The sequence below is a fragment of the Bacillus sp. UNC438CL73TsuS30 genome (assembly GCF_000482325.1).
Taxonomy (GTDB): Bacteria; Bacillota; Bacilli; order Bacillales; family Cytobacillaceae; genus Neobacillus.
In genome coordinates this window covers 1,252,627-1,265,385 of sequence record NZ_KI535295.1, presented here as the reverse complement: position 1 = coordinate 1,265,385, position 12,759 = coordinate 1,252,627, and the positions used below count along the sequence as shown (strand labels likewise).

Below are 12,759 nucleotides of genomic sequence, written 5' to 3'. Positions count from 1 at the left end.
TGGGAACCATGCGCCCAGATCACGTTTAATTTACCTCAGTAATGTAAATATTTTTAAGCCTCTAATGAATTGAATAGAGGCTTTTTCTATCTTTAATTAGGATTCCTATATATGCCAAATCTGAAATTCTTAAGTTAATTTAATCAAACACTCACCAAGAACCTTATTATCCCAAATCAGTGAAAGCTGATCTCCGTCCGAAACTTGCCCGACCCCTTCTGGTGTTCCGGTAAAAATGATATCCCCTTCCCCCAATCCGAAGTTCTTTGCTGTAAAATCTAAAATCGTTTGCAAATCAAAAATCATATTTTTTATATTTCCTTGCTGAACCTTCTCCCCATTTTTCATCAGGATGAAATCCGCTTTCTCTACTTTTTCAAGCCCAGGAAAATCAATGAACTCACTTACAACTGCCGAATCTGGAAACCCCTTTGCAAGCAACCATGGGTGGCCTTTCTTCTTCAGTTCCGTTTGAACATCCCGTAAAGTAAGGTCAAGCCCGATTGCCATACTGTCGATCGCTTCATCTACACCCATGCCCATCTCATATCGTTTACCAACTCTTACAACAAGCTCTGTTTCAAAATGGATAGAACCACGATTACCTGGCAGCTGGATTTCTTGTCCTTTCGCTTCTACCAAGGCATGAGTAGGTTTTGAAAAAAGAAATGGTGAAGTAGGCACTTCATTGTTTAATTCCTTTGCATGTGCTGCGTAATTCCGCCCCACACAATAAATATTTTTGATCTCCTTCATGTCCGATCCCTCTTTTTTACTATGTAATGTTATCACTTTTCATTCTACCACATTGAATTTGATCCGTTTTTAGAATATTTCATTTTCTGCCCGCTCATGTTTTCAACTTGAAACATTTAACATTTTGATTCAAAATTAACTTATCGGTAAAAACTAGATTTTTAGGAGGTTATATTCTTGGAGCAATCTGTTATTACATACCTTACAAAAAACAGAGAAAAGCATTTAACGGAATTAAAGGAGTTTTTGGCGATTCCAAGTATCAGCTCTCTCCCTGAGCATAAAGAGGATGTTCAAAAGGCTGCAAAATGGGTGTCCAATGCCCTTCAAGAAATCGGAATGGAAAAAATTGAAATCTACGAAACAAAAGGTCACCCTGTTGTTTATGGGGAGTGGTTGAAGGCAGAAGGAAAACCAACTGTTCTAATTTATGGCCACTATGATGTCCAGCCCGTTGACCCGGTTGAATTATGGGACAGCCCTCCTTTTGAAGCAGAAATTCGTGATGGAAAAATCTATGCTCGCGGGGCTAGCGATGACAAAGGCCAAGTGTTTATGCATCTCAAAGCATTGCAAGCGATTTTTGAAAGCACTGGAACCCTTCCCATCAATGTAAAATTCCTGATTGAGGGCGAAGAAGAAATCGGCAGCCCTAATCTCCCACTTTTTGTAAAAGAAAATAAGGAATTATTGTCATCCGATGTGATTGTGATTTCCGATACGAGCATGATGGAGCGTGGAAAGCCCGCCATTTGCTATGGGCTGAGAGGTTTGTGCGGTGTACAAATTGATGTTAAGGGACCAAAAAGCGATCTTCATTCGGGATTATACGGCGGCATGGTTCAAAATCCGATTCATGCATTAGTCGATATTATAAATTCCTTCCATAATGAAAAAGGACAAATCACCGTTGAAGGCTTTTACGATAAAGTTGCCGAGTTAACAGCGGATGAAAAAGCTGCTTATGCATCACTAGGGATTACGGATCAGTCTTTTATTGACCAATTAGGGGTTCCGGAAATGTTTGGCGAAGAAGGCTTTACGTCATTAGAAAGAAATTGGGTTCGTCCAACGCTTGAAGTGAACGGGATTTATGGCGGGTTTCAAGGCGAAGGCATTAAAACGGTTCTTCCGTCAGAAGCACATGCGAAAGTCACTTGCCGTCTCGTGCCAGATCAGGACCCAGATGAAATTGTGGAGCTATTGCAAAAACATATCAAAACGCATACACCGCCTGGAGTGACAGTAAATGTATCTCTTTTTGACAAAGGCCCTGCGTTTGTTACACCATTTGACCATCCAGCGATTCAAGCTGCTGGGAGAGCATATGAAAAAGTCTACAATGTACCTACCTCCTATACACGTGGAGGCGGTTCGATTCCAATCGTAGCTACCTTTGATCAAATTTTAGAAAAGCCGGTTGTGTTAATGGGATTTGGACTTCCGGATGAAAACTTCCACGCACCGAATGAACATTTCAACCTTGAGAATTTCGATAAAGGGATGGAAACGATTTGTTACTATTGGTACGAGCTGGAACAATCTTTATAAAAATTGTAAAGGGCTACTCCAATTGGATTAGCCCTTATTGATCATACTTTTTCAAATTATACTAAGTATGCACCTAATGCAACCATAGCCTTCTTTAAGGCTTGTTCATATGCTTTGTCTTTACCAATAATCGTTCGAAAATCAGCCATGTCGCGAACCGTTGAACGTCCTTCAATTTCATAACCATTTTCAAAGATTAGTAGGCAAATAGTTGATTTATCACTCATTCGATGAAATTTTTTCTCGACAATCATTTCCTCTAATTTTTTCCTTCGATCATCCTTAATTCCAGCGGTTCTGGAATAAGGAATGACTATATGGTCATAGATATGTTTGTTTTTACAAGTAACAAATAGAAGGTCTTCCCCTTTATGCTCAACATTATTTATTTCTCCACATTTTGGGCAAATACTTTCAATCATCATAGTGTTTCTCTCCCTTAGGTTATAATATTTTCGGACTTTCCACTTACCCCTTTGTTTATTCACAAAGGTTCAAGAAATGGGAGTTTCTTTATGAAATTTTCCTTAGTTTATTACGGAAAGTATACACAGTCAAATTAAACTTTCTCTAATTTTTCTGATAATTCAATAAAGTTTTTCAATGGTTAAAAAAATCAGAAAATAGAAAAAGACCACCGTTCCCGATGATCTTACACTCGTTTTGCTCCAATATATCTAGCATGCCAATATGGGTTGCTTGTTTTTGTAATCATAACTCCCTTTGAAGAAGAAGCCATAATCATTTTCCCGTACCCGATATAGATCGCAACATGTGTTGGTCTGCTTGCTTTTGATGGTGCGAAGAACATTAAATCGCCAGTTTTTAGTGAAGATACATGATATCCGTTCCCATAATACATTGTTGCCGCAGTACGGTTTAACGTTCTTCCAGCTTTTCCATAAGAATATTTAACAAGACCTGAACAATCAAAACCATATGGTGACATCCCGCCCCATTGATAAGGCACTCCCATATGATTTTCTGCTACTTGAATTGCTCTGATATGATAATTATAAGATGCCGCTTCCGCTTTATCACCAACATTGGCAAACAATGTGCCACAAGAAGCAAGAATGACAAAGGCCATGATGAATTTTTTTAGCATATTGGTTACCTCCTCGTGTGATTTGATAGTTCCAATATACTAGGAAGGTATAACAGGGACATCACAGCAAATTTACAGTTTTGTTACAAAGTTATTCTGAGATAATTTTACTCTTTAACGTCTTCATACAACTCTTTAACACATAGGCGTCTCTCCAAGTGAATATAATGTAATATTCCTTTTCCAAAAGGAGAGATGAAATGCCTGAAAACATAAACGAGCCCTTAACTATACAACAGATGATTTGCTTTATTCGGAATGGTCTTAAAAAATCGACAGTCCCTAAGAGGATTACGATTGTCGGTGCAGGGATATCAGGACTTGTTGCCGCGTCGCTTTTGAAGGAGGCCGGGCATCAGGTAACCATCCTGGAAGCAAACAGCCTTGTTGGAGGCCGGATCTATACCATCCGTGACCCTTTTAGCAACGGACTTTACTTAAACGCGGGACCCATGCGAATTCCCGATACTCATTTATTGACGTTAGAGTATATTAAAAAATTCGGGTTACCTTTAAACCTTTTTATCAACCGAACAACTACAGATATTCTTTATATAAATGGAATCCGGACACGTCTCAATATGTATGAACAAAACCCAAGTATTCTAAACTTTCCGGTTCGTCCCAATGAAAGAGGTAAAAGCGCAGAAGAGCTGTTTAATTTAGCTTTCCAGCCCATTGTTAATTTTATTAAAAAAAATCCAAAGAGAAATTGGCCTTTAATAGCAAAAGAATTTAAAAATTACTCACTTGGTTCTTTCTTAAATTCGTACCATTATCAATACGGTACTATCTTCTCAGATGGGGCAATTGATATGATAGATGTGCTCCTTGACTATGAAGCCTATATGGGAATGTCATTTCTTGAAGTTTTGCGTGAAGCATCAACCTTTAGTACCAATCGTTACTATGAGATCACTGGTGGTATGGATCTTCTCCCAAAGGCATTTGTGTCCCAATTAAAAGAGAATATCAGGTTCAATCAGAGGATGACTAAAATGATCCAACATAACAATCGTGTCACCATCCATTCCACCGATCAGACCAACTTAGAAAATTCCTCTATTACGAGTGATCTTGCCGTCATAACAATCCCCTTTTCAGTGTTACGATTTGTGAAGATTGAACCATTCCATTCTTTTTCTTACTATAAACGCAGAGCCATTCGTGAAATCAACTATATGGCAGCAACAAAAGTTGGAATTGAATTTAAAAGTAGATTTTGGGAAAGGCATGGTCAATATGGTGGTAAATCTATAACGGATTTGCCGATTCGGTTCACCTATTACCCGAGCCAAGGGATTGGCTCTGAAGGACCCGCGGTTGTTTTAGCAAGTTATACATGGTCAGATGAAGCTTTAACATGGAATGGTTTATCCGATGAAGATCGCATTCAATATGCCTTAAAAAACCTAGCTGAAATTTTCGGTGACCAAGTCTATTCTGAATTTATAGGAGGAACTTCTTTTAGTTGGATCGATAACCCCTATTCTACAGGAGCTGTTGTGGCATTTGATCCGGGCCAGGAAAATGAATTGTTTCCTTATATCACGTTGCCCGAGGGAAGAGTTCATTTTGCAGGTGAACATACAACCCTAACCCACGGTTGGATGCAAGGAGCGATTGAATCTGGAATTAGGGTTGCCAATGAAGTGAATGACTTACCGAAATAAAACCGGGAATTCAGTTCATTTTGCTTTGATCGAACAAAAAGGCACATGTCGGCAATCTTCCTTAAAAAATAACCTTCATAAATTTTCTATGTTTTTTCAAAGAAAAACTTATAACTTTCTGAATTTAGTTCATAATAAGATTACTTCAAGAATACCCCTAAATTCTTGAAATTGTTGTTTATCCATCCTTCACTATTAGAAGGGTGGATTTTTTATGCAGAAAAATTCCAAAAGAATTGAATAAAAGCTGCCAAGGGGCAGCTTCTCTTCAAAATTATTTAACAGTAAAAGTTTTTAATTCATTAAGAGTGCCAGGAACTTTGAGAGCACCAGATTTAATTTTATCAGTCCAATCTTTTACTGCCTTTTCAATAGCAGCTTTGTTTGCAGCCTTGGCATTAATTGGAGCTAAAGCTACACCATCTTCTTTTAGACCATAAAGAATATCCTGTCCTCCAGGGAATTTGCCGTCTTTTGCTTTTTGTGCAGTATCCTTTACAGCTACGTCCACACGTTTCAGTGCAGAAGTAAGAACAACATCAGGACCCATGTCGCTTTGATCACGGTCTACACCAATTGCCCAAATTTCACCATTTGGATTCTTTTTCTTTCGGTCTGTCGCTTCTTTAAATAAACCGTTACCAGTACCACCAGCTGCATGAAAGACCACATCTGCTCCAGAAGTATACATTTTAGATGCAATTGCTTGACCAGCCTCTGGTTTATCGAAAGCACCTGCATATTGGACATCAACCTTAGCCGTTGGTTTTGCTGCTTTTACTCCAGCAAGAAAACCAGCTTCGAAACGTTCAATTACAGCATTTTTCATACCGCCGATAAAACCTATATGATTACTTTTTGTTGTAAGCCCTGCTGCAACCCCTGCAAGGAATGCTGCTTCCTGCTCTTTAAAAAGAATGCTAACAACGTTTGGCTCCTTCACTTCCGAATCAATAATGGCAAAATTCGTATCCTTCTGCTGCTTTGCCACTTGATCTACCGCGTTTTGCATTAAGAACCCTATACCAAATACTAAATTAAAGCCTTGGCGGGCAAGTGTCGTTAAGTTTGTCACATAATCAGCATCAGATGTAGATTGCAGGTAATCATATCCACCTTTTCCTTTTTCCATGTTATTTGCTTTACCAAAGGCTTGAAGACCTTCCCAAGAAGATTGGTTGAAGGATTTATCATCCACCCCACCAACGTCCGTAACCATGCCAGCAGAAAAGCCATTCTTTTTGTTACCTCCAGTTGCGTTGTTATTACCCTTTCCACATGCACCCAGAATGGTCCCTGCAGCTAGCAATAACGTTAATAGCAATGCCATTTTTCTCTTTATCACCTTAAAGTCCTCCTAAAAAGTTGATGAAATACAAAAACTAACCTGTCTTTTATAAATTAGTTTGTCAAAAAAGGACAGGTTCATTCCATAAATCTTTAATGGCACAATTTCTCCTTTAAACTCTTTTCCATTTTATTATTTACGTTATTGACAAAATCACATAAAGTAACTATTATGATTACAGGTAACTTATTTAATTACATTTAAAAATTGGAGGAAATAATGATGAAAATGCTCGTTACGGGTGCTACAGGAAAATTAGGATCTAAGGTTATAGAAACTCTATTGAAAACTGTACCAGCAAGTCAACTCGCTGTAAGTGTACGTAATCCGGAGAAAGCGGAAAATTTACGGGCTCGTGGAGTAGAAGTTCGCCAAGGAGATTTTGATCAACCGGAGAGCTTAGATTCAGCTTTTGCGGGAATTGACCGCTTGCTTCTTATTTCTGCCGATAAAGACAATGAAACACGAATTCGACAGCATGCGAATGCAGTCGCTGCGGCAGAGCGTGCAGGGGTTAAATTTATTGCCTATACTAGTTTAGGCAATGCAATGGAGAGTAAAAATCTGTTCGCTCCAACTCATCAGGCAACCGAGGAAGCGATCCTGAAAACAGGTATTCCCTACTCCTTCTTGCGCAATAACTGGTACTTAGAAAATGAAATACCAAGCATTCAAGGTGTCATAGCAGGTGCGCCGTGGGTGACATCAGCTGGAAACGGAAAGGTTGGTTGGGCGCCACAGCAAGATTATGCCGAAGCTGCGGCAGCAGTTCTCTCAGGTAACGGTCACGAGAATACTATTTATGAACTTTCTGGTAAAGTATTGACCCAGGAAGAACTAGTAGATGCTCTTGGAACTGTACTAGGTAGAGAAATACCTGTGCAGCAGGTCGATGACTCCACTTATGCCGACATTATGAAGGGTGCGGGCGTACCGGAATTCCTTCTTCCATTGCTTGTAGACATTCAAAGAAGCATTCGAGAAAGCACACTAGATGTTGAAAGCAATGATTTTGAAAAACTAATCGGCCGTCCAGCAACACCAATTAAAGAGGCGTTATCAGAAATCGTGAACGGAATCTCTCAAGTAAAATAATGAATGAAAAAACGACCTTATAAAAAAATAAAGGGTTCCATTTTCGAGTGCTTTCTTATTAAAAGACACAAGAATTGACGTATGTATCATTGGCATACGTCTTTTTCTTTATTTATTATTGGTTTTGGGAAAAGGTTTAGCACCCGAGCTGATAAATAGACGAAAAAAATTCGCTTATTTAGAAATTATTATTAAAAAAGGCTTAAATAAACGCAGAAATTTCGCCTATTAACTCAAAAAATGCGAAAATAGGAGATTTTGCTTTGCATAATCGAAAAATCTTCCCTTATTTACTCCGAAATGAGCTCCATTCTGCATTTAACCGAAAAATCTCCGTTTATTTTACTTTTACTGATTACTCGATTAAGGACAAGACAGCTTATTTAAAAGGGAGTGATTACCTTACGTAAAATGAAGAACCATCGATCACCTCGATGTCATTCCTCGTTTTGATCTCTTCCATTAATTTAAATAAAGAATCATCTTTTCTTTTTGCCTCAATCATACAATCAATTTGCGGAATGCTGCCTTTAATCTCTTTTAGGAACTTGAAAAACATATCAATATCTATGTAATCTGAATGGTGGCGAATTTCTTTTTCACTTTTGGGACTTGATATATGCATTTTTATAGGGAGAGGAGAATCCACCCATGTGTGTACAACTTGACTCCAATTCTCTTCCCAATTTGGATTTTTATGATGGACAAGATGATGATGATAATCGAAAACAAGTGGAATCCCTAACTTTTCACATAGAAAAAGTGTATCTTCTAAGGTAAAAGAAGTATCATCATTTTCAAGCATGATTGTTTTTTGAATAGAACGCGGAACTTCCATCCAATTATCAATAAAGCGTTCAAGAGATGTTTCTGTTTCCTTATAGTTTCCCCCAACATGCATGACACAACGATGGGTCGGATCTATTTTCATCCCCTTTAACAATAAGTAATGCATTTTTAAAGTCCTTATTGAATTTTTCAAAATATCCTTATTGGGTGAATTAATTAGGACAAAGTGATCGGGATGGAAGTCAATTCTTATGTTATGTTTTTTGACAAAATCACCTATCTCCTTCAAATCTGCTTTTAAAGGATCCATATAATCCCAATCAGGGAGCTCCTCATGGTTCGCTAAGGGTATAAGGCGGGAGGTTAACCGATAAAAATGAATCTTAGAAGCTGCAGCATGCTTTAAAATCCTCAATGTATGCTGTAAATTTGATAGGGCAATCCGTTCTAATTTGCGAATCGCCGCTTCCCTATCTGCTATCTTCTGGAATTGTGCAAAGGTCATCGTTTGAGAGGGGGAAGCATTTTTTAATTCCATGCTCATCGCAACAAAGCCAAGGCGTACAATCGTCACTTTCTTCACCCTTTCTCACTCATGGGTATGAATCGTTGATATCTTAAACACTAAAAAGTAAGGCCATCAATGTTGATGACCTTTTAATCATTAAAAACAATTATTGGCTAGTTTTATTTGTGTTGTTGCTTAAACCTTGTGCATTTGGGTCTACAATATTTGCTCCGTAATCTGGGACATGACTTGCATGCTCTTCATGATATCGGGACCCTGATCCTTGCTGATACTTCCCGCTTTGTTTTTGATTATTAAGAGCTTGTTTATTAGACATATACTTATTCTCCTATCAAAGGTATTCTGAAGTTTTAGCTATTAATTATTATCGATATGGATATGTTCTAACAGCTATCCACTCCTTATATTTTTCATTTGTACTATTATGTATTCATCGGAAGTTGTTTGCACGTTGTACCATTAAGAAATATACAGGGATTTTTTCTCTTGTATCTAATCTCTGTACCGGAAAAATACTATTCCTGAACGCTCAATGAGAAGGTTCAATTAACGATAACTTTACTGGGGGGTAAAACAGTATGAATATTAAGGAAGGTATCATTCCTGCTGTTTTAGGCACAGCGGTTACTGCAACTGGTTATGCACTAAAACAGAAACGAGGATCTAATAAAATGATTGCCAATACTGTATTTGGTTTTGGATTAGCTCACATCGTTTTGGGATCAATTGATCTTATTCAACATCGTCGATAGACATATGCATCTTTGGTTTAAAATTCACTTAAGGAGTGAGCCACGTGGAATTACAAAATCAATCAGTATCCTCGTTATATGATTATAAAGAAGGAATTGGCAACTTTACTAAGAAAATGCCGAATTTGGCAAGGGCCTATAATGAATTTACAGAAATCTGCTTTCAGGAAGGGAAATTGAGTCAAAAAGAAAAACAATTAATTGCTTTAGGCATCAGTCTTCATGCTCAAGATGAATATTGCATCATTTATCATATGAAGGGCTGCCTAGACCAAGGGTGTTCTGAGGAAGAAATATTAGAAGCAATTGGTGTTACAGCAGCATTTGGCGGCGGTGCAGTTATGAGTCAAGCAGTAACATTAGTTCAACAAGTAATGAATGATTTTAATCAAATAAAACAATAAAATTTATTTATCCCCGAGGAACCGATACCCCGGGGCTTTTGAATTTACTGCAAAAAGACGTGTCAAAAATTCACACGTCTTTTTGTCTATCCTAAACGGAACCTTTTAGACATATTTCAAGGTCTCCCCAAGTGGAAAAACCCTAAAGATCGGTTAACCGTTTAACAATCCCCATGCTTATTCAGATGTAATGGAGGAGGAACGAGCCAGCCTTTCTCCTTATTTAATCGGAGTACCTTTGCCCCGAGTGCTGCTTTTTGAATATGGATTTGGCCATACATTAAAGCAACATCTTCCCTGATTGATTTCCCTATAATTTGACTGCACGCCACTAAACCAGCAGCAATATCAGCGGCAAGTGTCGCAGCAATGGCGGGATCAGGAATTCTAGCTCCTACTGGAATATCCTCTAAACAAGCTTCAGGTGGTTCTGGTGAAGCTGGCGGTAACCCAATTCCATTCTCTTTTAATAACTCCTCTACTTGCTTTTTTTCCTGCTGACATGTATCGGCGGCTTCTAATAATAACTTTTTTAAATCCTCGTCCCCCGCATGGTTGATCAACGTTTGATACCCTGCAATCATTCCATTTCCCGCTAATACTGAAGCCCATAGATCAAAAACTTCTCCATAATGCAAAGGCTCTTCCTTCGGATTCCCACTTAAAATTCCCATTGTTGCCCTCCTTAGCGTGTAAACAAATTTATTCATTGACAGAAACACCTTTCATGAACTACCCATTTAGTTTTCCCGGCCATTGGTGCGGCTATGAATTATTTTTTATTCCCTTTTTTATCACTTTCCTTCTCACTTAACGTTCGAAAAATTTGAGTATACATGCTGCCTTGGACTATATTTTCCAAAAAAAATTCTCCAATTAGCTCTATGTACTCCTCATCTTCAAACATCTTTTTTCCTTGCAATTCCATTTCAGCTAATCCTTCATATGTCGTTAGAAAAGTGTATGTATGGTCTTGCCCCGTAACAGGGGTTAATATTTCAACCTTCTGATCATAATGATCATTTCTAAACTTTTTAATCTCCCTTAAATTATTAATTGCCTCTTTATATTTATCCTGTTTGATTTCAAATGTTTGATAAACTAAAACGGCCATGTATTTCACTCCTTAAAGAGCTTCATATTTTGGTTATCAGGGAACTATTGTATTATTTGGTTAGGAAAATACCCCCCCCTTTTTGATAGGGGCCAGAACGGATACTAAGTTATGAGAACTCTCCCAAAGGATTATGCCCTTCTTTCTTATTCCAAATCTTCTTTTGCATGATAAATGAAACAATGCCAATAATCGCTACAAACAGTAAACTAACAAAGAAACCCATTCGAATATTTTTTTCCATCAACGTCCCGCTCACCGCAGCTAAAATGAGCGCGATTCCGATAAAAGCCATGATCTTTCCCCATATTTTTATCTTTAAAATATGAAGTGCAGAAATAATGATGAACGACCAGTTAAATAAGATTAAGATGCCTGCGGCGGTAGTAATATATTCATAAATTTTACCAGGCAAAAATAAGGCGGTTATGATTGAGGCTATCAATCCAATTGTCGCAAGGCCCAAAGAAGGTAAGGGAAGCTGCTTAAAATTTTTTAGTTTTTTTGAAAATAACTTCGGAGCGTCCCCACTATTTGCCAGAGTCACAAGAAGTGTCGTTACCCCAAATAAGGACGCTGTCATCGTTGAAAATCCGGCTAAAATAATTGCTGCATTAAATACATGTGGAAAAAATCCAAAATGGTATTTATCTAATGCAGTTATAAAAGGACTTTCTTTTTCATTAAATGCCCCGTGAGAAGCCATATAAACGGCTAGTCCCAGTGAAATTATGTAAATCACGACAAGAACGATTAACATGATGATTCCTGCTTTGGGAGCATCTTCTTTCTTTTTAAGCCTTACCGACATAAGGCCAATAACCTCTATTCCACCATAAGCGTAAAAGGCATAAATTAAAGAGGACCAAAAACCTCTCCAGCCTTTTGGAAAAAGTTCATGAGCTGATTGGGGAAAACCAGGATGTTTTACATCTCCATGGAGCCATCCAAATACTGCCGCCGCGGCAAGTATAATAAACATAACGATCGCAGCTGTTTTTATAATGGCCAGTAGATTTTCTACCTTGTCGAAACCCTTATTTCCCATTATGACAACCATAATCGATAGAATCGCGTATCCGGCAGCAAAGATCCAAAGAGGAATATTTTGGAACCAAAATCTCGAAAGAATAGATAGTGCTGTCAGTTGACTTCCCATGATCAAAATATTGGAACACCAATAATTCCAGCCACAACTGAATCCCGCCCAACGCCCGTATGCTTTGTTTGCATAATAACAGAATGATCCTTCTTGTGGATCCTTTGCAGACATTTTAGCTAATAAGCTATAAACAATATAGGTTCCAATGGCTGCTAAGGCGAAAGAAAATACAATCGATGGTCCCGTTGTTTCAATGCCAATCGTCGATCCAAGAAAAAAACCAGTGCCAATCGTGCAGCCAACACCGATCAGCGACAAATGCCACCACATTAAATTCTTATCTTTACTTTCATTTTTTTTACTACTAGGTATAAAAAAATCCATTCTTAATCTCCTCGTATAAATGATTGCTAGGAAAATTCATCAAAGCCTTGTTTCCTCACTCTATCGTTTTCGTAATGATGGCTAAATATTCATACCTTCTTAGTTCCATCCCGGATTATTGTATTTCTTCCTATGAGTAATTTTTATTTGTCAT

At 38.0% G+C, this 12,759-nt stretch carries 15 protein-coding genes; 6 read left to right on the top strand and 9 right to left on the bottom strand.

The genetic code is table 11. The features are described from left to right. Positions 1–129: 129 nt before the first annotated feature. Positions 130–756 carry a fumarylacetoacetate hydrolase family protein gene (locus tag M028_RS0120070; protein ID WP_026575470.1) on the bottom strand — a complete coding sequence of 209 codons (627 nt, stop codon included), beginning with the start codon at positions 754–756 and terminating at the stop codon, positions 130–132. A 177-nt stretch (positions 757–933) separates the two neighbouring features. Between M028_RS0120070 and M028_RS0120065 the strand changes: the two genes are divergently transcribed. After that, positions 934–2,307 carry a dipeptidase gene (locus tag M028_RS0120065; protein ID WP_026575469.1) on the top strand — a complete coding sequence of 458 codons (1,374 nt, stop codon included), beginning with the start codon at positions 934–936 and terminating at the stop codon, positions 2,305–2,307. A gap of 56 nt (positions 2,308–2,363) precedes the next feature. Here the strand turns inward: M028_RS0120065 and M028_RS0120060 are convergent, their stop codons facing one another. Together M028_RS0120060 and M028_RS0120055 are read right to left on the bottom strand one after the other, a co-directional pair. Further along, positions 2,364–2,732 (bottom strand): Gp49 family protein, encoded by a 369-nt coding sequence (locus M028_RS0120060; RefSeq protein WP_026575468.1) that lies wholly within the window; start codon positions 2,730–2,732, stop codon positions 2,364–2,366. Positions 2,733–2,959: 227 nt separating this feature from the next. Next, positions 2,960–3,415 carry a C40 family peptidase gene (locus M028_RS0120055; protein WP_026575467.1) on the bottom strand — a complete coding sequence of 152 codons (456 nt, stop codon included), beginning with the start codon at positions 3,413–3,415 and terminating at the stop codon, positions 2,960–2,962. A gap of 212 nt (positions 3,416–3,627) precedes the next feature. Between M028_RS0120055 and M028_RS0120050 the strand changes: the two genes are divergently transcribed. Further along, on the top strand, positions 3,628–5,088 hold the full coding sequence (locus M028_RS0120050) for a flavin monoamine oxidase family protein (protein WP_026575466.1): 1,461 nt from the start codon (positions 3,628–3,630) through the stop codon (positions 5,086–5,088). A gap of 274 nt (positions 5,089–5,362) precedes the next feature. Here M028_RS0120050 and M028_RS0120045 read toward each other — a convergent pair whose 3' ends face one another. Further along, positions 5,363–6,433: a BMP family lipoprotein gene (locus M028_RS0120045; protein WP_026575465.1), complete on the bottom strand. Its 1,071-nt coding sequence runs from the start codon at positions 6,431–6,433 to the stop codon at positions 5,363–5,365. Positions 6,434–6,658: 225 nt separating this feature from the next. Here M028_RS0120045 and M028_RS0120040 point away from each other — a divergent pair, with 225 nt between their 5' ends. Continuing rightward, the gene (locus M028_RS0120040; protein WP_026575464.1) at positions 6,659–7,531 is read left to right on the top strand and encodes an SDR family oxidoreductase; all 873 of its coding nucleotides are present in this window, start codon (positions 6,659–6,661) and stop codon (positions 7,529–7,531) included. A gap of 263 nt (positions 7,532–7,794) precedes the next feature. After that, positions 7,795–7,941 carry a hypothetical protein gene (locus tag M028_RS32920; protein ID WP_155925666.1) on the top strand — a complete coding sequence of 49 codons (147 nt, stop codon included), beginning with the start codon at positions 7,795–7,797 and terminating at the stop codon, positions 7,939–7,941. On the opposite strand, the gene uvsE is transcribed toward M028_RS32920, so the two are convergent. Both uvsE and M028_RS32915 read right to left on the bottom strand, forming a co-directional pair. Continuing rightward, positions 7,929–8,894 carry a UV DNA damage repair endonuclease UvsE gene (gene uvsE / locus M028_RS0120030; protein WP_026575463.1) on the bottom strand — a complete coding sequence of 322 codons (966 nt, stop codon included), beginning with the start codon at positions 8,892–8,894 and terminating at the stop codon, positions 7,929–7,931. The genes M028_RS32920 and uvsE overlap by 13 nt on opposite strands. Before the next feature lie 100 nt (positions 8,895–8,994). Beyond that, the gene (locus tag M028_RS32915; RefSeq protein ID WP_155925664.1) at positions 8,995–9,165 is read right to left on the bottom strand and encodes a hypothetical protein; all 171 of its coding nucleotides are present in this window, start codon (positions 9,163–9,165) and stop codon (positions 8,995–8,997) included. Between the two features lie 262 nt (positions 9,166–9,427). On the opposite strand from M028_RS32915, the gene M028_RS0120020 reads away from it, so the two are divergent. Then, positions 9,428–9,601, top strand: coding sequence for a hypothetical protein (locus tag M028_RS0120020; RefSeq protein ID WP_026575462.1), 174 nt, complete (start codon positions 9,428–9,430; stop codon positions 9,599–9,601). Between the two features lie 44 nt (positions 9,602–9,645). After that, positions 9,646–10,005 carry a carboxymuconolactone decarboxylase family protein gene (locus tag M028_RS0120015; RefSeq protein WP_026575461.1) on the top strand — a complete coding sequence of 120 codons (360 nt, stop codon included), beginning with the start codon at positions 9,646–9,648 and terminating at the stop codon, positions 10,003–10,005. Between the two features lie 161 nt (positions 10,006–10,166). On the opposite strand, the gene M028_RS0120010 is transcribed toward M028_RS0120015, so the two are convergent. From M028_RS0120010 to M028_RS0120000, 3 genes are all read right to left on the bottom strand, one after another. Beyond that, positions 10,167–10,679 carry a DUF3231 family protein gene (locus tag M028_RS0120010; RefSeq protein WP_026575460.1) on the bottom strand — a complete coding sequence of 171 codons (513 nt, stop codon included), beginning with the start codon at positions 10,677–10,679 and terminating at the stop codon, positions 10,167–10,169. A gap of 98 nt (positions 10,680–10,777) precedes the next feature. Beyond that, positions 10,778–11,119, bottom strand: coding sequence for a hypothetical protein (locus M028_RS0120005; RefSeq protein WP_026575459.1), 342 nt, complete (start codon positions 11,117–11,119; stop codon positions 10,778–10,780). 109 nt (positions 11,120–11,228) lie between these two features. Beyond that, entirely contained in the window at positions 11,229–12,605 is a 1,377-nt protein-coding gene (locus M028_RS0120000; protein WP_026575458.1) for an amino acid permease, read from the bottom strand. Positions 12,606–12,759 lie beyond the last annotated feature (154 nt).